Raw genomic sequence first — 18,613 nt, 5'->3', positions numbered from 1 at the left:
ATATCAAAATACCCCACTTCTACCGCTGGATTGAAAGAGGGGGAATATAGTTGTTTACAACAGAAGTTCAATGTTGGTTAGTCCAGGGCACATTCGGAGGTCAGGCCCTTGTCGTATTATTCGATAAAAGAGGACTATCCTCAATAAGTTGGTGTTATAACAATGTCCCAAAACATACACTCTTCTTAGTAACGAATTTAAGGCATTTAAGGAGAGGGATTAATGAACTTTGAGAGGCAAAAGGCGAATATGCTGGCAGATCATATAAATGGTTTCATTCAATATGTCCAAAGAGGTTATAAAAGGGAAAATAGCATTTATTCAAACAAAGATAAACTATTTCAAATTAAACTCTGGATGGAGGAGTTTAAGTTTCAAATAATAGCCGATGAAATCCTTAGAATAAATCAATTTTCTTGGGATGAAAAGTACACTTATTATCTAGTTGACCAATTTCGAAAGGGAATTAATATTATCGATGAATACGTAACAAATAACTACAACGACTTATTCCTCTTTACGGCTAGACTATATACCTTAAAGAACCTCATTCAATTATTACAAAAGTGATGTACAAGGATGTTTCTTTGCATTATCTAGTTTTTTAGTGCATGACCCCCGACGTGTTAATGTATTAACGCACTGGTGGTCATGCATTTTTTTATTAAAAAAGTGGAAGCATATGGGACAAATCATTTAAATCAAAAAAATAATCCACCCTTGAGTTTACGGCTCAGGTGGATTATTCTGCCCAAAAAGCCGACCCCTTTGAGGGATCGTCTATTGTTGGACCGGGCATGTTTACAGCCATGTTCGGTCTTTTTTAATTTATGCAATAGTTAATTTTATTTTAACCCATGAAAGTGAAAAAGAAAACCATAATAAAGAGGCTAAGCTTTTCGCTTCTTCTAGCAAGCCGGCTGTTTCAATGATTTCTTTTCCGACCCAACGACTTTCATTGGTCCGAAGGTAGGCTACCATTTCTTGAAAGATCGTTCGGGAATTTTCTTCGATCCACTTTTTGGTGGCTTTTTTTTATACTAATAATCTTCATATTTAGTTCCAGCAGGACTGCTTTTTGCACCTTTTCATTTTATTGATGAATAAACTTTGAATAGTTACTACATATTAAAAAAGCAGAAAAATTATATGAAAAAAGGTGGAACAGGCATGCCGAAAGTATTGTATATTACAGCCCATCCAAATGATGAAACACAATCCTACAGTATGGCGGTTGGAAAAGCGTTCATAGATACTTACAAAGAAGTAAATCCAAATGACGATATCGTTCATATTGATTTGTATAAAGAGAATATCCCACATATAGATACGGATGTTTTCAGTGGATGGGGAAAACTTCAATCTGGTAAAGGGTTTGAAGAGCTTTCAAGTGAGGAAAAAGCAAAAGTGGGACGACTGAATGAACTAAGTGAACAGTTTATGTCAGGAGATAAATATATTTTTGTTACCCCTTTATGGAATTTCTCGTTCCCTCCAGTAATGAAAGCGTATATTGATTCTATAGCGGTTGCGGGTAAAACATTTAAATATACTGAACAAGGTCCAGTAGGTCTGCTGACAAATAAAAAAGCACTTCATATCCAAGCACGTGGTGGTATTTATTCTGAAGGCCCAGCTGCTAATATGGAAATGGGGCATCGCTTCTTAAATATAATTATGCATTTCTTTGGCGTCCCTTCTTTTGAAGGTTTATTTGTTGAAGGACATAATGCTATGCCCGATAAAGCACAAGAAATCAAAGAAAATGCAATTGCTCGTGCCAAGGACTTAGCTCATACTTTTTAAAGTATGTCTAATAGAGTCATTTTCGACATTCCCTATTATAAAAGGAAAAATATTATAAAATTTAAAATATTTAGCAGGATGTGCTCATAAATAGTCAAATATTATTAGTGTGGAGGTGACATAATGGAAAATAAAACTATTCATTATGATGGCAGTGTACAAATGAATGATGAAAATACTAATAACTCAGTTGTAAGTACTAATGAACCATTCGAAATTTCTGATGAAATAAGAAAAAATATAAGTGGAAACCCATTTGTAATAGAATAAATATTAGCATGATTTGTTCTGTCTATACATGAAAGACAAAAAGCGCTTCAACCAAGCGTTTTTTGTTTGCTAATAATTACGATCCCTTCAGATACTTTAAAACGGACGGTAAGTGGAATAAAGACCATAAGCAGCAAGTCATAAAGTAAAGGCTGTCCCGAGCTTTTATTTGTGAAATGATGAACATAAATGCCAGTTGATATAAATTCAGCATCTATTTGAACAATATAAATTTTATGGTTAGTAAAAAAGATATAAGTGAATTATAATGACAACATTGAATGTACTAGAATATGGAGGAAAAACAATTGAAATTCCCTAATGATGCTGATGGAGATGCTTTACGAAGTCTATATAAAAACGGATTAGATTTTAAAAAACAACAATCAGTCGAATTTTTTGTAGCCGTACCTGATCAAGCAACAGGTGAAAAATTATCGCAAGTACTAAAAGGAGAAGGCTTTAATTGTTTCTTAGAGCAAGACGACGAAACGGAAGAGTGGGCTTGTAGTTGCTCTAAAAGAATGCTATTAAATTATAATGATTTAATTAAAATGCAGAATAAATTAGATAACTTAAGTAAACCACATGGTGGTTATTCTGATGGTTGGGGCGTTTTTGTAGACTAAAAGATTTGAGAGAAACTAGGGGATTATGATGGATCCTGATATACATTGGAGATTAATATAAGAAAAAACTAACCTATTCCCATACGGATAGGTTAGTTTTTTGTCAAACAGTCCAAAAACGACCGCTATTCCACTATTCCTGTACCAATCGTACATACTAAAAAACTTGACTCGTACAAAAGAATTAGTTTAATCTTAATATCCCATACTTCCAAAATGACAAAGAGAGGTGACGAGTGAATAGGATGAGTGCCAAAGATCAAGTGTTTGTCCGTGACCATAAAGACTACCAAACAGAAGTAGAGCGTTTAGAGTTTACAAAGGAATATATCCGAACAGTTTTAGACATTTCTAAGGGGAATAAAGAATTTTTCGTTGAAAATATGAAACAAGCTTTTGCTGATTTAGACTCTAAAGAAAGTAGCGGAAGTTACTTGGACCTCCTCGCGAATGCAAGGTTTCTTGAATTAGCTGAAAGTGAACTGAAAAGGCTAGAAAGCGTGATTGGCAAACCCTATTTTTCAAGGATCGATTTTACGAGCGATAGTACAAAAGGGGAAGAAATTTTGTACATTGGCAAGGTATCCTTGTTTGACCGTGTGACACAGCAGCCCATTATCGTGGATTGGAGGTCGCCGATTGCCAACGTCTACTATGACGGGAGACTAGGAGAGGTTTCTTATGAAGCATATGGAGAAACACAAACTGGCTACTTATCATTAAAAAGACAGTATGAAATTATTGATGGATTATTAAAAGAAATCCGAGATATCGATTTGACTACACACGATGAACTTTTGCAGAAATCTTTGTCAGGCAAAGCAGATAATCGATTAACAGAAATTGTTGCGACCATTCAAAATGAACAAAATGAAGTGATCCGTGCATCACTGAAACACCCCATTATCGTTCAAGGGGCCGCCGGAAGCGGGAAAACAACCATCGCACTCCATAGAATATCCTACTTTCTCTATTCCTTTGGGTTTAGATTTCCTCCAGAAAAATTAATGATTCTCGCACCCAACCGACTGTTTATTGATTATATATCGGCCGTTTTACCTGAACTTGGAGTTAACAAAATTAACCAGACCACTTTTATCGATTTTATGAAAAGTTGTTTGGGACAGAAAATAAAACTATTTTCTCCTAATTCTAAGCTGATGAAGCTCCTTGAAGGGAATGGGAAATCCAAGCAAATGCAATGGGTTTCGAGCTATAAGGGGTCACTCGAATTTAAGGAATTAATCCATAGTTATGTAAAAGAATTGGAGTTAAAACTCGCACCTGGAGAGGATTTTATTGTAGAAAAATCGATTCTCCTGAAGGGGAAAAATCTCAAAAAACTATTTTTAAACGAATATACATACTTACCAATCTACAAAAGGCTTAATAAAATAAAAGCTCTATTAGTAAGTGATTTAAAAAAGAAGAAAGCCATCATGCTAGCAAACCTTAACACTAAATATGAAGAAGCACTAGAGAAGGCTCTTTATAGCAGGAGGCTGGAACCAGAAAAAAGAAAGCAAAAAGTAGTTACCCTGATGGAGAAGAAGGAACAAAGGGTAAAGAGGGTGGAGCAGGAGGCAAAGGTCGCAGTAAAAAAATATATGGACGCATTTGTCATGAAAGATATGTTTACCTTGTATAAGGAACTAATGACTTCTCCTGAAATGATTAACATGCATTCCACAACTCTTACAGAGCAAGAATGTAAAGTGTTATGTAAATATTGTCGGCGGATCTTTGATCGAGACGCATACGAACTTGAGGATTTAGCTCCGCTCTTTTATATGAAGGCAAAATTGGAAGGGATCGATGAAAAATATAAAATGCGGAGTATCTTTATCGATGAAGCACAGGATTACAGCTATTTTCAATTTGCCGCATTAAAAGAAGGCTTTAATACAGACTTGTTTACCATTGTGGGAGATTTAGCACAAGGGATTCATTCCTATCGTGGCTTGACTAGCTGGGCACCGGTATTGAAGGATATCTTTCCTAATGCAAATTATCAAACCTTACAAAAAAGCTATCGAACGACTGTTGAGATAATGAATTTGGCAAATGATATCCTTCAGTTGATCGAACAAGACTTACCAAAGGTTGAACCCGTTATTCGACATGGTCAAAAACCACGCTATAAAACGATTGACCCTACGAATCTGGAACAGGTTAGGCTACAGCTGGAACAAGATATTGCCTCACTCATAAAAGAAGAGCTTCACTCCATTGCCATCATTGGACGTACCGACAGGGAATGCCAAAAAATCCATCAGATGCTGGAAAATAGCCATCTTCCGATTCAATTATTAGAGGAAAAGCAAGAGATGAAGAAGGGACATATCGTGATCTTACCTTCATATTTATCGAAAGGGTTGGAGTTTGATTCCGTTATGATTGTATGCTTGGAAGAACGATACTCAAAGGTAGATTTGGATATCAAATTGTTGTACGTGTCCATGACAAGACCCATGCATCGATTGTATTTATATGGTAGAGCACCGTCAGACTTTTTATTACATCATACAGACGATTTACATTTCGATACGTAAAGGGATCAGAAAAAGCAGGTATCTGGGCTGGCAATAGCTCAGGTACCTGCTTTTCTTCTCGTTCAATATCGATGAATAAAAATGAATAAACATTTTAATAAGGCTAACGTTAAGCGAAGCCGTTCTACGATTATTTTTAAGAGTACAGGAATTAGAATTTTTACACATCATATACCGTTGGTTAGGAAGATTGAATATTATTGATATTAATGACTCTCGGGTCTTTTGTGTTGGAATTATCACTAAACTTCGAGTCGTGACCGGTGCTTAAATTTTGACATTGGGAGACGTCAATAAAGAAGAAGGATCACCGCACCCGTATGATGGTAGAATCAACCTCGATTATTTTATGTATCAGTTCGAAAGTAGAGTATCCCGATGGACTATTCAATTAATTAAACATGTGTTAAAAAACTAACTCCTTTTTTAAAATATAAACATGATTTAACAACGCGTGCATAATATTAAACATAAATTGGTTGATCTTTCTTTTTAAGTCAAAATACTTTTTCGAGGGGGAAAATGATGATCACAAATACCTATAAAAAATATTGGAATGAGGAAAGAGAAACATTGCATCCTAAGAAAAGAGAGGCCATTATTTTAGCAAGAATTAAAGAGCAATTAGAATATGTCTATAATAAGCTGCCTTTTTATCGAAAACATTATGATCGCCACCATTTTAAACCCTCAGATATCAAAACACTTGAAGATTTCACTACGAAGGTACCCATAATTACCAAAAAAATGCTTGTAGAGGACCAAAAAGAACATCCAATTTTCGGCAGTTATACTGGTCAATTTGAACCTGAAGAAATTGCAAGAATTCAAGGATCCAGCGGTACCTCCGGGATACCGACACTTTATCTAGTAAGTAATAAGGACTGGAAAAGAGCATCCGAACTACATGCCATGGCCTTGTGGTCTACGGGCTTAAGACCTCATGATACGATCCAAATCAGTCTTCCATTCTCTCTTTTCTTTGGCGGCTGGGGTATTCTACAAGGTGCCGAACGGATTGGGTCTACAGTCTTTCCATTGGGAGCAATGGACTCAGACAGGCATTTAGAAATGATTGAGAGAATTAAACCTTCCACGTTTGTCGCTACACCGTCATATTTTTTGCATCTCATGAACAAATCTAGGGAAAAGCAGATAGATTTATCGAAAAGTTCAGTAGTTAGACTCATTGCCGCGGGAGAAGCTGGCGCTTCCTTGCCTAGTACAAAGGAACTTTTGTCAACAGGATGGGGAGCAAGTATATTTGATACAGGGTCCACTTCGGAAATGTATCCATTCATGACAAATACATCCTGTGAGGCTCAAGCAGGGGTCCACCTTTATCAAGATGAAGTTTTTACTGAAATTGTAAGTGCTGAAGACTCAAATACACCGATTCCAATGGGAGAAAGAGGAGCAGTCGTATACACACACCTCTGGAGAAAATCACAGCCAATGATTCGATTTTGGTCTGGTGACGAAAGCTTCATGACAAACCAACCATGTTCCTGTGGCCGTTCATATCCGCGACTTCCACATGGTATTCTTGGGAGATTAGACGACATGTTAATAATCAGGGGTGCAAACATTTACCCAAGTGCGATTGAAAATTGTGTTCGCTCCTTGATGTGGAGTGGTGCTGAATATCAGATTTTGGTGGACAAAAAGGGTGCCTTGGATGAAATGACCGTAAATATTGAATACCAAAACGGATATAACAACAGTCAGTTAGATTCTTTTAAAAAGGAGGCAGAAGAATTGTTTAAGAGTAAGCTTGGAGTACGTGTTGGCGTTAATCTATATAAGCAGGGTGTCCTGCCTGAAACAGTATTTAAAGCCCGTAGAGTGATTGATAATCGTAAAAAATAAAATGGAAAATTACTTCATGCGGGTGATTTACATTTCGATATGTAAAGGGAGGTATCGTCCATTGTAAGAAAAAGCAGGTAGGATTGAAGATTTTCTTGAAAAAGAGGGGACTTGGAGTCTCCTCTTTTTCTGCTATTCTAATGCTTTGGCTGTCTCAATTAAATCCTCTTTGGACAATTCCTTATCGGATTGCTGACCGTAATAAAGTTATGTGTATGGCTGCCGCTTTTTACCAAAAACTAATCAGAAAGTTTACAGATAGGAAAAATAATTTTAATATAAAAATAGAATATTTTAAAAATACGGAAAATAATAGATTTATAATTAAGTCTATCTTATTTACTATTCTTTGTTCTGGAGTGATACAATGATAGCTCTTTTTAAAATGAATGATTTATATGAAGACCAAATTAAAAATTTATTAATAGATTTGGGATACCCAACGGCAAGTTTTTATTCAATTAATTCAATATTAGATCAGATCATGAATCCAATGGTTATTATTACGCCTGCAATTTTTCAGAAAGAATTAGAGGGTCTTTCTTTTCCTATTATCCCTATCCCAATAACTATAGGAGATATAAAAAAGTCTATAAAGGTATTGTTTGAAAACCCTGAACAAAGAGAGTATTCGTTTATAACATCAAAGGAAGAAATAGAGTGGTTGAGAAAAGAAGACGGGGAACAGGTTGCGAATGATGAGATTCAAGTCTCCTTATTAACAGAAAAACAATCTGCTGTACTAAATCCTAATCATGTTTATCTAGCCCCAATATGGATGAAAGGCTTAATTTCTAACCCAGGGATTAAAAATTTACATTTTATTAAGCCTGCTTTCACTTCTTTGATCCCTTTTTTACAGATAGCAGGATCATTAGTGAACTTAATTGAGGAAATTTTAAATGAAAGGTATCAAGTAGATGCAATAGTCAATTCAACACATGATGGAGTTGTTGCAATTGACAGAACAGGAAATATTAGATTGGTAAATGAACATGCAAAAACGATCTTAGGTGTAAAAGAGGATATGAAGGGAAGAAACATTACAGAGTTCATCCCACAATCGGATATGTTGCGCGTATTAGAAGCCGGGAAAATCGAAAGAGGCGATATTGCTACCGTAGGAGGCCGTCAAATTGTTATCAATAGATCTCCTGTCATCGTCAAAGGAAAAATTGTCGGAGCCGTATCAAATTTTAAAGAAATTACAGATATTCAAAAAGTAGAATTACAACTTCGCAAAAAACTTCATCAAAATGGCTTGGAGGCAAAGTATCGATTAAGTGATATTATTGGGGAAACACATGAAATAATGGAGGCTAAAGAACTTGCAAGGAAATTTGCTGAAACGGAATCAACTGTTTTAATAACCGGTGAATCTGGAACTGGTAAAGAATTATTTGCTCAAGGTATTCATGCCGCAAGTCATCGGTCACTTGGTCCCTTTGTAGCTGTAAATTGCGCAGTTTTGCCGGAAAATCTTCTGGAAAGTGAAATGTTTGGATATGAGAAAGGCACATTTACAGGTGCTCTAAAAGATGGAAAGCCTGGCTTATTTGAACTTGCTCACGGAGGTACGCTATTTTTAGATGAAATTGGTGAGATCCCTTTACGAATTCAAGCTCTATTGTTAAGGGTGCTTCAGGAAAGAACCATTAGGCGTGTTGGCGGAGAGCGAATCATACCAGTGGATGTTCGAATCATTACAGCAACGAATCGAAATTTGGAGGAGGAGGTTGAAGAGAAACAATTCCGATCTGACTTATATTATCGGCTAAATGTACTAGCTCTGGAATTGCCGCCTCTCCGTGTGCGCTTAGCAGATATACCTAAACTGGTAGAAGCTTTTCTAGAGGAATTTAATGATAAAAGAAAAAATAAAATAATAACAGTTGAAAAGGAATTAATTTGTTTATTTCAAAAGTACGACTGGCCTGGGAATATTCGTGAATTAAGGAATACCGTTGAACGGATGGTGGTCCTTGAAGAGAGTAAGAGTTTAAGGCTTCAGGGGGCAAAATTTCTTTCTGAAAAAATAAGGAGAAGGAAGTTTTCAGAAGAAACTACCAATAAACAAAGTATAAAAAATAAGGAAAAAGAACTCATCCTCACAACTTTAGAGAAATTTGAAAATAATAAAAAGTTAGCGGCTCAATCACTTGGAATCGATCGATCCACCCTTTGGAGAAAAATCAAAGAATATAATTTATGACGTTTCAAAATGCAATATGATGTTGCAGTTTGAAACATCGTTTTAAAAACAGGGATTTTTATCTCTGTTTTTATTATATATTTCAGACTTTTCTAAATTTTCAATCCTGGCATAAAACTTGCAAATATATAGTTTGATAGATTTTAAAAAGTAAGTTTGAGAACTTTTCGAGATTTTAAAAGTATCATAACCATGGAAAAATGGGGGTTAACAATGGAGAGAATGTATATAAATGGTGAATGGGTAAAGTCCGTTTCAGGGGAGTTTTTTCCCTCATATAATCCTGCAAATCATGAAGTAATTGGAAGGATTCCAAGGGGAGATAAGGAAGATGTAGATCTAGCTGTAGCAGCGGCGAAAAATATTTTTGAATCAACTGAATGGCAATCATTAAAACCTAGTATAAGAGGAAATGCACTTTATGAAGTCGCACGAAAAGTGCGTGAAAGGTCTGAGGAACTTGCCATCATTGAGACTTTAGACACAGGGAAACCCCTATCACAGGCTAGAAGTGATGTAGAAAGTAGTGCCCGCTATTTTGAGTATTATGCAGGTGTTGCCGATAAAATGTTTGGAGAAACAATACCAGTAGCGCCAAATGTTATTGATTACACGGTACGTGAACCGATGGGAGTTTGTGCACAAATTATCCCTTGGAATTATCCACTTCAGATCACTTCACGGGGTTTGGCAGCTGCCATTGCGGTTGGAAATACAGTCGTAGTGAAACCGGCTGAAGATACCCCTCTGTCGGCATTAAAGTTAGCAGAAATATTTTCTGAGATAGAAGTCCTGAAAGGCGCTCTACAAGTTGTAACAGGATACGGTGCAGAAGCAGGAGCCGCACTGGTGAATCATCATGATGTAAATCATATCACTTTTACTGGTTCAGTTAACACTGGTACAAGCGTTATGATATCTGCGGCTAAAAATATTGTTCCAATAACACTTGAGCTGGGAGGGAAGTCCCCACATATTGTTTTTCCTGATTGTGATATAGAAGAAACGGTTTCATGGGTTACACGTTCGATTATTCAGAATGCAGGTCAAACTTGTTCAGCCGGTTCTAGATTGTTGGTTCACTCCAAAATGAAAGATGAATTGATTGAGAAATTAACCGAGAGAATGAAAAAAATTAAAATCGGCCCGGGGGTAAATGACAGCGAACTTGGCCCAATCATTTCAAAAAGGCAGTTTGATCGAATACTAGCGATGGTTGAAAGAGCCAAAGAGCAAGGTGCACGTGTCATCATTGGTGGAAAGCAAGCAAAAGGAGAAGAGTTGGATGAAGGTTATTATTTTGAACCAACTATTATTGAAAGCGTTTCCCCGTCAAGTGAAATTGCTCAGGAAGAAGTTTTTGGCCCCGTATTGACGGTATTTGAATTTGAAACGGAAGAGGAAGCTATTAAATTAGCAAATGGAACCTCCTATGGGCTCGTTACAGGGATTTGGACAAATGATCTATCACGAGCACACAGAATAGCGAGTAAAGTGAAAAGCGGACAGGTCTTTATTAATGACTTTGGAGCAGCCGGCGGGGTCGAACTTCCTTTTGGTGGTTATAAAAAAAGCGGAATTGGCCGTGAAAAAGGGGTCGAAGCACTAAGAAATTATACTCAATTAAAAAATATCGCAATAAAAATAAAAAGTGTTGAATAAATGTAAATCCCCTTTATGGAAGTCTAATTCAGGAAATAGAAAAGAAAAATGAAAGGAGTGATCAATTTGCAACACTTTTCAATTGCTTTAATTCCGGGGGATGGAATTGGCCCAGAAGTGATGAATGAGGCGATAAAGGTATTAAAAAAAGCGGAAGAGATACACGGCGGTTTAACTTTTTCCTGTGAATCTTTTGATTGGGGGTGTGATTATTATCTTCAAAATGGAAGAATGATGCCCGAGAATGGGTTAGATATACTTAAAGATTTTGACGTCATTCTATTTGGTGCTGTTGGTGCAAAATCTGTCCCTGATCACATTTCGGTTTGGGAGCTAATCTTGCCCATTCGCCGGAAATTTCAACAGTATGTGAATTTACGGCCAATTAAACTACTTCAAGGTATAGAAAGCCCATTGAGGTATAAAAACCATAAAGACCTTGACTTTGTTGTCATTAGGGAAAATACCGAAGGGGAGTATTCTAATATGGGCGGTCGCGTTCATGAAGGAACACCCTATGAACTAGCAGTGCAAAATAATATTTTTACCAGGTACGGCTCTGAAAGAATTTTAAACTATGCTTTTTCATTGGCAGAAAAAAGGGCGAAGAAAAACCTTACAGTGGCAACAAAATCAAATGCTATTAACTTTACCATGCCTTTTTGGGATGAAATGGTAAATGAAATAGGCAATAGTTATCCTGATGTACAAACACAACTCTACCATATAGATGCTCTTGCTGCTTATTTTATTTCCAGACCAGAGACATTTGATGTCGTTGTAGGAAGTAATTTGTTTGGGGATATTCTAACAGATTTAGGTGCAGCTGTCGTTGGAGGATTGGGGTTGGCTCCATCTGGAAACATCAATCCTGAGCGCATCTATCCCTCTATGTTTGAACCGATCCATGGTTCTGCTCCCGACATTGCGGGAAAAGGGATTGCCAATCCTATCGCCTCTATATGGAGCCTTAGTCTCATGATGGACCATCTCGAACTCCCTGATGTAGGGAAATTGATCCTAGATTCAATTGAAGGTGTATTGGTAGATGGAATAATAAGAACACCTGACATAAGAGGCACTGCCAATACCACTGAAATGGGAGACGCAATCGTTTCAAAAATGGTTCAATTAAGTCTTAGCCCAAAAATCTAAAATTTGCCTCATTTTAAGTGAAAAATAGAAAACGAATTTCAAGTTTAAAATAATGGAGGTGCCCAATCTATGAGTATATTAAACGGAAAGACCGCCATTGTAACAGGAGCAGGCTCGGGGATGGGGAAAGCGATTGCTCAGGCTTTCGCTAATGAAGGGGCTAACGTAACGTTTGCTGATTTAAATTATGAGGCTGCAAAAACAGCCGCAAGTTCAACTGGTCTAAATCGAGTGCAAGCCATTCAAGCTGATGTAACGAATGATTTAGATGTTGCCAGCCTTGTGAATCAAACATGGGAAGCATATCACGGATTGGATATTGTCATTAACTGTGCCGGTGTTCCACAATCCTTCACATCTATTGAAGAATTAACCTTGGAACAATGGGATTTAATTATGAACGTGAATACAAAATCCATCTTTTTAACCTCTAAGTACGCTGTTCCGATCATGAAACAACAAAAGAGTGGAAGTATTGTTAATATTGCTTCCATTGCTGGTATCAGAGCGAGACCCGGGTTAAACGCGTACTGTGCATCAAAAGGGGCAGCAATCATGCTGACCAAAGCATTAGCTCTTGAGTTAGCACCTTTTAATATTAGAGTAAATGCCATCAATCCTGGCCCGGCAGATACACCGATGATTGGAAAATTCCTTGTTGGGGATGAGGATCAAAAAGAAGAGGGAATGAAAAAGATATTTCAAGATAGTGTTCCATTGGGAAGATTAATTCAACCAGAAGATATTGCCCGAGGCGCACTTTATTTAGCCTCCGATTTGGCTAAGATTGTGACCGGTGAGATCCTAAATATTGATGGAGGACGTGGGATATAAAACAAAACGATAGAGAGGAGTCTAAAATGGAACCTATTATTCGCTTAGAAAATGTAGAGTTTTCCTACAAAATAAATGAAAAAACAAAAGTATCCGTTCTGAAGAATATCTCCTTTTCAATCTTTCCTGGAGAATATGTGGCCATAATTGGTCACAATGGTTCAGGGAAATCTACCTTATCTAAACACCTTAACGGGATTTTAACCCCGGACAACGGGGATGTCTGGGTTCACGGGCATAACACCAAGGACATGAAAAAGAAACGGGATATTCGTCGATCTGTTGGCACAGTCTTTCAACATCCAGATAACCAAATTGTTGCGACGATCGTAGAGGAAGATGTAGCATTTGGACTTGAAAATATTGGTGTCCCAAGAGAAGAAATGAAAAAAAGAGTGGATGAAGCTTTAAACGTTGTCAAAATGTCTCAGTTTCGTCATAGACCTCCACATCATCTATCCGGGGGGCAGAAACAGAGAGTCGCGATTGCCGGTGTGCTGGCTATGCAGCCGGATTGCATTGTTTTTGATGAAGCTACAAGTATGCTAGACAGTTTTGGTCGAAAAGAAGTTCTTCAGGTTATGAGAAAAATGAACAATTTAGGGGTGACGATTATTACGGTTACCCACCACATGCCGGAAGCAGCGGAAGCTGACCGGATTATCGTCATCGAGGGTGGCCAAATTGTTATGGACGGCTCGCCGCGTGAAATTTTTAAATATAAGAAGGAATTAGAGAATCTTCAATTAGAAGTACCTTCTGTGAGCCAAATGGCCGAATTGATTCATAGCCAATTTACCGATTTTTCAAAGGACTTAATCCAAGAAGAAGAGTTTATTGATGAAGTGGAGAAATTCTCCAAAGAGGAGGTGGGATAATGCCGAAGAGGTCGATCATCGAAATAGAAAACCTATCACATACGTATTTGAGAGGTACCCCGATGGAGCATGTTGCCTTAAAAGGAACCAACCTTTATGTAGAAGAAGGGGAATGTATTGCCATTATCGGCCATACTGGGTCGGGGAAGTCAACTTTAATCCAGCACTTCAATGGACTGATGCGTCCGGAATCCGGGAAGGTAATGATTGATGGAGAAGACTTATCAAAGAAAAAGGTAGATTTAAAAACACTGAGGCAGAAGGTGGGAATTGTTTTTCAAAACCCGGAGGATCAAATTTTTGAAAAAATCATTGGTGATGATATTGCCTATGGACCATTCAAATTAGGTCTTCCACTAAAGGAGGTGAGAGAGCGCGTTAAATGGGCGATGTCGGTTGTTGGTTTAGATTTTGAAGAAATGAAGGACAGACAGACCTTTGCATTAAGCGGTGGACAAAAACGGAAGGTGGCCTTAGCGGGGATCCTTGCATTAAAACCAAAGATTTTAGTTCTTGATGAACCGACAGCGGGTTTGGACCCAAGGTCAAGGAAGGAATTGCTTGATAAAATTAAACGGTTAAACAAGGAAGAAAAATTAACCGTCGTTTTTGTGTCACACAATATGGAGGAGGTCGCCATGCTAGCTGACCGTGTCTATGTAATGGCGGATGGTACCGACGTGTTAACAGGCACCCCGAAAGAAATTTTCACTGATAAAGAAAAACTGCAGCGTTATCAAATTGGGACCCCTGAAACGGTAAAAGTTCTTTATCGATTAAGCGATCTTGGATATCAAGTAAAAACGGATGCCTTTTCCATCATTGAAGCAGCTGATGAGGTTATCAAGGTTCTTACCGGTATGAAGGAGGGTTCGCAACATGTCCAGCGAATTTGAAATATCCCGTAATATTACAATTGGGCAGTACGTACCTACGGACTCGTTTATTCATCGTTTAGATCCGAGAATAAAGCTGCTGGCTTTTGTCATTCTCGTTGTTGCGATTGCTTTAAATACGAGTTATATCGGAAATGCCATCGGCCTAGTCTTATCTCTTTATTTATTCTGGGCATCTAAAATCCCAATCAGCTATGGGTTATCAGGTGTGAAGCCTGCAATTCCATTTATTATCATCTTAGCAATTTTGCAGCTGCTTTTTCAAGGACAGCTCTTTTCAGATGGCAGAGTATATGTTGATTATGGCTTTATCTTAATCACTAGTGAAAGTATTCGATTGGTTGTGGTTTCAGCTGTTCGATTTATTGAAATTATCTTCTTAAGCAGTGTTCTCACCTTATCTACTTCCACCACAGAACTAACACATTCCATACAAAGCTTACTGAGTCCGTTAAAGAAAATCCATTTTCCTGTCCATGAAATCTCGTTGATTACAACCATTGCGATTCGATTCGTTCCAACCTTCGCCATCGAGATGGAAAAAATGATGAAAGCACAAGCTTCAAGGGGAGCCGACTTTGGTACCGGCGGCTGGTGGAGAATTATTCAAAGAACGAAAGAAATGTTTCCTATTATTATTCCGTTATTTAATATCGCATTGTCTAGGGCTGAGGATCTGATTCTTGCAATGGAATCTCGCTGCTATACACCAGGGGGCGACAGGAGTTCCTTCTCCGTGTATCAAGCATTAGCGAAGGATTATCTTGTTTTATTGGTAGGACTTTTATTCGCTTTACTACTGCTTTTTTATCCGTTTCCTTTTTAATGTTAAAAAAACTAAAAACAAAAGGGGAGAAAATATATGAAAAAGGGATTAACAGTTCGCGATATTGTCATTGCTGGTGTGCTGGGGGCGATAGCGATTCTTTTAGGGGTAACACGGTTGGGCTATATTCCTGTTCCAACAGCAGCAGGGAATGCCACGATCATGCACATTCCCGCAATTATTGGAGGAATTATGCAAGGACCGGTCGTCGGCTTAATTGTAGGAGCCATTTTTGGGATTTCTTCCTTCCTAAACGCTACGGTCCCACTCTTTAAGGATCCATTAGTTGCCATTATACCTCGCTTATTCATCGGCGTGGTGGCATGGCTTATATATGCTGGACTCCGCCGCAAAAGTGAATACCTTGCAGTTGGAGCTGCCGCATTTATTGGGACATTGGCAAATACTGTACTTGTGTTAACAATGGCTGTCATCCGCCATTATTTAACCCCAGGAGTAGCCTGGACAGTGGGAATAACAAACGGAATCCCTGAAGCAATTGTTGGTACGATTGTTACGTTAGCGGTTGTATTAGCTTGGAAACAGATTGGCAAAAGTCAAAAATCAAAGATTTCAAAGGATGTTTAAGGAATGTATGATCAAATCACGGATGTACCAGGTGTAAAAGTAGGAAATAAAGAAAATCAACAGGCACTGACCGGTTGTACAGCCATCCTTTTTGAAAATGGTGCGGTTGCGGGGGTGGACGTAAGAGGATCTGCTCCCGGAACCCGGGAAACGGATCTTTTGAATCCAATAAATCTAGTAGAAAAAGTACATGCCATCTGTTTAAGCGGCGGCAGTGCATTTGGCCTAGATGCAGCCTCAGGTATAATGAAATTTTTAGAGGAGCAGGAAATCGGCTTAGATGTGGGTGTCGCTAAGGTTCCGATTGTTCCAGCGGCGGTGTTGTTTGATCTCCCGATTGGCGATCCAAAAGTTCGACCAGATATACAAATGGGTTATGAAGCAGCAAATGCGGCCACAGCTGAGAAGTTTAGCACTGGAAATTATGGGGCAGGCTGTGGAGCTACTGCTGGTAAATTAGCCGGTCTCGGCTTCTGTATGAAGGGCGGTCTCGGAAGTGCATCGCTCCGCTTAGAAAATGGTGTTGTGATTGGTGCGATTGTTGCCGTCAATCCAGTCGGGGATGTCCGCGAACCTTCCACTGGGGAAATTCTAGCCGGGCCTTTTAAGAATGGAATTATTCTTGATAGTATCAAGCTTCTCGAACAAAACTACCAACCCACTATTCCTGCAGGGTCTAATACTACCATTGGCGTGATTGCGGTGAATGCCGATTTAACGAAGGCGGAGGCAACGAAGGTCGCACAAATGGCTCAGGACGGGTATGCAAGAACGATTTTTCCAGCTCATACCATGTTTGATGGTGACACCATCTTTGCTGTTGCCACCGGAGGGGAAAGGATCCCTGTAGATGTCATTGGCGGGCTTGCAGCAAAGGTCATGGAGAGGGCGATCATCAATGCGGTTAAATCCGCTGATAGTGTTGGAGGAATTATCGCCCATAAAGATTTACCAAAAAATCAATAAAACGGAGGGTTATAGTTGGCTGTATATAATTATGTGGATGATCAGGAAGTTGTAAATTTAACTCAAGCACTCGTTCGTATTCCTAGTGTGTATCGCCCACTAGACCCTAAGGCAAATGAAAGCAGAGCGGCACAGTATGTATATGAATACCTAAAGGGCCTAGGGCTTGAGGTATACATCGAAGAAGTCGTAAAGGGGCGGCCGAATGTGATTGGTATTCTTGATTCGGGCAGACCTGGGAAAACGATTCTTTTTGAGGGGCATACCGATGTTGTGACAGAGGGGGACTGGGATGCCTGGAGCTATGATCCTTTTGGGGCAGTCATTGAGGGCGGAAGAATGTTTGGCAGAGGAACGAACGATACGAAAGGAAATCTATCAGCTGCGATTGCGGCGGTCCATGCGATTAAAAGAAGTAATGTGAAATGGAATGGAAAAATTATTTTGTGTGTCCCCTGCGATGAGGAAGGCATGATGATCGGCATAAAGCATTTCATAAAACGTGGCTGGGCACAAGGTGTGGACGGGGCCATCATTTGCGAACCGGAGGAAAATCAAATTTGTATCACGCAAAAAGGGGCAATGAGAGCGGTAATTCGTACCTACGGAAAAATGGCTCATGGTGCCATGCCGCTTGCCGGAATTAATCCAAATACGAGAATGGCACAGATTATTTGTGAACTGATGGCACTCGAAGATAAAGAAAAGCAGCGAGTCGGCCAACACCAATATTTAGGTTTGCCTAGCATTACGCCGACGATTATTTTAGGACCCGAAAAAGGAGAGCCGCAAATCAATGTCATACCTGACCAATGTTATAGTACCCTTGATATTCGTACAGTTCCTGGACAGGATCACGACCAGCTTCGGATAGATATGGAGAATATTTTAGCGCGGCTAGGTTCTAAGGATCCAGATTTTAAGGCCACCCTAGAAGTGATTGAAAGCCGGCCGTGGACAGAAACGAGTTTGGACGAACCAATTGTCAGGGCTAGTGTGGAATCATTCCGTTCAGTTGCTGGAAAGGAACCAATTTATAATGGCGTACCTGGTGCCACAGACGGCACATTCCTTCACCTGGCTGGGATTCCTATTGTCACGACAGGAGCAGGTGACCGTCATATACCTCATCAAATCAATGAATATATTGATCTAGCAGAATTAGTCGAAGCATCAAGGATTTATACCCAGACTGCGATGCTGTTTTTGAATGAGTAACGGTTTGATTTTCGAAGGGATCCGGGTCAGACCCTCAACGTGCTAATGCTTTGGCACACATCATCATTTAAGTAGTACCTGACCGTCAATTTGTTCTCCTTTATCGGTTACAACATTCATTAAATCGTACTATTCGATATTCTTATCAGAAATATTTTCTGCAGAATATTGTACCTGGATATAAGAAAATTCCTTTTTGGGGTACGGAAACGATTCGAAGAATGAGGGGCCACTCTGGAAACAAAACCAAAA

General features: G+C 38.8%; 19 protein-coding genes. 17 read left to right on the top strand and 2 right to left on the bottom strand.

Features of this window, described 5'->3' with window-relative positions; translation table 11 throughout:
* Window positions 1-222 precede the first annotated feature (222 nt).
* Window positions 223-570 carry a hypothetical protein gene (locus RTR43_RS20375; protein WP_312474507.1) on the top strand — a complete coding sequence of 116 codons (348 nt, stop codon included), beginning with the start codon at window positions 223-225 and terminating at the stop codon, window positions 568-570.
* A 258-nt stretch (window positions 571-828) separates the two neighbouring features.
* On the opposite strand, the gene RTR43_RS20370 is transcribed toward RTR43_RS20375, so the two are convergent.
* The gene (locus RTR43_RS20370; RefSeq protein WP_312474529.1) at window positions 829-1,014 is read right to left on the bottom strand and encodes a hypothetical protein; all 186 of its coding nucleotides are present in this window, start codon (window positions 1,012-1,014) and stop codon (window positions 829-831) included.
* A 156-nt stretch (window positions 1,015-1,170) separates the two neighbouring features.
* On the opposite strand from RTR43_RS20370, the gene RTR43_RS20365 reads away from it, so the two are divergent.
* The gene (locus tag RTR43_RS20365) at window positions 1,171-1,806 is read left to right on the top strand and encodes an FMN-dependent NADH-azoreductase (protein WP_312474528.1); all 636 of its coding nucleotides are present in this window, start codon (window positions 1,171-1,173) and stop codon (window positions 1,804-1,806) included.
* A gap of 123 nt (window positions 1,807-1,929) precedes the next feature.
* Complete coding sequence (locus tag RTR43_RS20360) at window positions 1,930-2,076, top strand: hypothetical protein (RefSeq protein ID WP_248735458.1); 147 nt, start codon at window positions 1,930-1,932, stop codon at window positions 2,074-2,076.
* A gap of 47 nt (window positions 2,077-2,123) precedes the next feature.
* On the opposite strand, the gene RTR43_RS25670 is transcribed toward RTR43_RS20360, so the two are convergent.
* Window positions 2,124-2,303 carry an aromatic acid exporter family protein gene (locus RTR43_RS25670; protein WP_396954603.1) on the bottom strand — a complete coding sequence of 60 codons (180 nt, stop codon included), beginning with the start codon at window positions 2,301-2,303 and terminating at the stop codon, window positions 2,124-2,126.
* 81 nt (window positions 2,304-2,384) lie between these two features.
* Between RTR43_RS25670 and RTR43_RS20355 the strand changes: the two genes are divergently transcribed.
* The 14 genes from RTR43_RS20355 (at window position 2,385) to RTR43_RS20290 (ending at window position 18,361) form a co-directional block, all read left to right on the top strand.
* Window positions 2,385-2,705, top strand: a complete 321-nt coding sequence (locus RTR43_RS20355; protein WP_312474506.1) for a ribonuclease E inhibitor RraB — start codon at window positions 2,385-2,387, stop codon at window positions 2,703-2,705.
* 245 nt (window positions 2,706-2,950) lie between these two features.
* Window positions 2,951-5,257: an RNA polymerase recycling motor HelD gene (gene helD, locus RTR43_RS20350; RefSeq protein WP_312474505.1), complete on the top strand. Its 2,307-nt coding sequence runs from the start codon at window positions 2,951-2,953 to the stop codon at window positions 5,255-5,257.
* 522 nt (window positions 5,258-5,779) lie between these two features.
* Window positions 5,780-7,126 carry a phenylacetate--CoA ligase family protein gene (locus tag RTR43_RS20345; RefSeq protein ID WP_312474504.1) on the top strand — a complete coding sequence of 449 codons (1,347 nt, stop codon included), beginning with the start codon at window positions 5,780-5,782 and terminating at the stop codon, window positions 7,124-7,126.
* Window positions 7,127-7,209: 83 nt separating this feature from the next.
* On the top strand, window positions 7,210-7,497 hold the full coding sequence (locus tag RTR43_RS20340; protein ID WP_312474503.1) for a hypothetical protein: 288 nt from the start codon (window positions 7,210-7,212) through the stop codon (window positions 7,495-7,497).
* Window positions 7,494-9,338: a sigma-54 interaction domain-containing protein gene (locus RTR43_RS20335; protein WP_312474500.1), complete on the top strand. Its 1,845-nt coding sequence runs from the start codon at window positions 7,494-7,496 to the stop codon at window positions 9,336-9,338. The genes RTR43_RS20340 and RTR43_RS20335 overlap by 4 nt, the downstream gene beginning before the upstream one ends.
* Window positions 9,339-9,551: 213 nt before the next feature.
* Complete coding sequence (locus RTR43_RS20330) at window positions 9,552-11,000, top strand: aldehyde dehydrogenase family protein (protein WP_312474499.1); 1,449 nt, start codon at window positions 9,552-9,554, stop codon at window positions 10,998-11,000.
* Between the two features lie 66 nt (window positions 11,001-11,066).
* Window positions 11,067-12,155: a tartrate dehydrogenase gene (locus tag RTR43_RS20325; RefSeq protein WP_312474498.1), complete on the top strand. Its 1,089-nt coding sequence runs from the start codon at window positions 11,067-11,069 to the stop codon at window positions 12,153-12,155.
* 69 nt (window positions 12,156-12,224) lie between these two features.
* Window positions 12,225-12,989 carry an SDR family NAD(P)-dependent oxidoreductase gene (locus RTR43_RS20320; protein ID WP_312474497.1) on the top strand — a complete coding sequence of 255 codons (765 nt, stop codon included), beginning with the start codon at window positions 12,225-12,227 and terminating at the stop codon, window positions 12,987-12,989.
* Window positions 12,990-13,015: 26 nt separating this feature from the next.
* Window positions 13,016-13,867: an energy-coupling factor transporter ATPase gene (locus RTR43_RS20315; protein ID WP_312474496.1), complete on the top strand. Its 852-nt coding sequence runs from the start codon at window positions 13,016-13,018 to the stop codon at window positions 13,865-13,867.
* Window positions 13,867-14,763 (top strand): energy-coupling factor transporter ATPase, encoded by an 897-nt coding sequence (locus RTR43_RS20310; RefSeq protein ID WP_312474494.1) that lies wholly within the window; start codon window positions 13,867-13,869, stop codon window positions 14,761-14,763. The genes RTR43_RS20315 and RTR43_RS20310 overlap by 1 nt, the downstream gene beginning before the upstream one ends.
* Window positions 14,747-15,589 carry an energy-coupling factor transporter transmembrane component T family protein gene (locus tag RTR43_RS20305; RefSeq protein WP_312474493.1) on the top strand — a complete coding sequence of 281 codons (843 nt, stop codon included), beginning with the start codon at window positions 14,747-14,749 and terminating at the stop codon, window positions 15,587-15,589. Before RTR43_RS20310 ends, RTR43_RS20305 begins: the two co-directional genes overlap by 17 nt.
* Window positions 15,590-15,625: 36 nt before the next feature.
* Window positions 15,626-16,177, top strand: a complete 552-nt coding sequence (locus RTR43_RS20300) for an ECF transporter S component (RefSeq protein WP_312474492.1) — start codon at window positions 15,626-15,628, stop codon at window positions 16,175-16,177.
* 3 nt (window positions 16,178-16,180) lie between these two features.
* Window positions 16,181-17,143, top strand: coding sequence for a P1 family peptidase (locus RTR43_RS20295; RefSeq protein ID WP_312474490.1), 963 nt, complete (start codon window positions 16,181-16,183; stop codon window positions 17,141-17,143).
* A gap of 15 nt (window positions 17,144-17,158) precedes the next feature.
* Complete coding sequence (locus RTR43_RS20290) at window positions 17,159-18,361, top strand: M20 family metallopeptidase (RefSeq protein ID WP_312474488.1); 1,203 nt, start codon at window positions 17,159-17,161, stop codon at window positions 18,359-18,361.
* Window positions 18,362-18,613: the final 252 nt, after the last annotated feature.

The sequence above is a fragment of the Neobacillus sp. genome (genome assembly GCF_031988165.1).
GTDB classification, from domain to species: domain Bacteria; phylum Bacillota; class Bacilli; order Bacillales; family Cytobacillaceae; genus Neobacillus; species Neobacillus rhizosphaerae.
This window is presented reverse-complemented; position numbering and strand designations above follow the sequence as displayed.

Excerpts from the sequence above, each read along its gene's own strand:
- RTR43_RS20375 (WP_312474507.1), top strand. The coding sequence starts at position 223 with ATGAACTTTGAGAGGCAAAAGGCGAATATGCTGGCAGATCATATAAAT.
- RTR43_RS20365 (WP_312474528.1), top strand. The coding sequence starts at position 1,171 with ATGCCGAAAGTATTGTATATTACAGCCCATCCAAATGATGAAACACAA.
- RTR43_RS20360 (WP_248735458.1), top strand. The coding sequence starts at position 1,930 with ATGGAAAATAAAACTATTCATTATGATGGCAGTGTACAAATGAATGAT.
- helD (WP_312474505.1), top strand. The coding sequence starts at position 2,951 with ATGAGTGCCAAAGATCAAGTGTTTGTCCGTGACCATAAAGACTACCAA.
- RTR43_RS20345 (WP_312474504.1), top strand. The coding sequence starts at position 5,780 with ATGATGATCACAAATACCTATAAAAAATATTGGAATGAGGAAAGAGAA.
- RTR43_RS20335 (WP_312474500.1), top strand. The coding sequence starts at position 7,494 with ATGATAGCTCTTTTTAAAATGAATGATTTATATGAAGACCAAATTAAA.
- RTR43_RS20330 (WP_312474499.1), top strand. The coding sequence starts at position 9,552 with ATGGAGAGAATGTATATAAATGGTGAATGGGTAAAGTCCGTTTCAGGG.
- RTR43_RS20320 (WP_312474497.1), top strand. The coding sequence starts at position 12,225 with ATGAGTATATTAAACGGAAAGACCGCCATTGTAACAGGAGCAGGCTCG.
- RTR43_RS20315 (WP_312474496.1), top strand. The coding sequence starts at position 13,016 with ATGGAACCTATTATTCGCTTAGAAAATGTAGAGTTTTCCTACAAAATA.
- RTR43_RS20310 (WP_312474494.1), top strand. The coding sequence starts at position 13,867 with ATGCCGAAGAGGTCGATCATCGAAATAGAAAACCTATCACATACGTAT.
- RTR43_RS20305 (WP_312474493.1), top strand. The coding sequence starts at position 14,747 with ATGTCCAGCGAATTTGAAATATCCCGTAATATTACAATTGGGCAGTAC.
- RTR43_RS20300 (WP_312474492.1), top strand. The coding sequence starts at position 15,626 with ATGAAAAAGGGATTAACAGTTCGCGATATTGTCATTGCTGGTGTGCTG.
- RTR43_RS20295 (WP_312474490.1), top strand. The coding sequence starts at position 16,181 with ATGTATGATCAAATCACGGATGTACCAGGTGTAAAAGTAGGAAATAAA.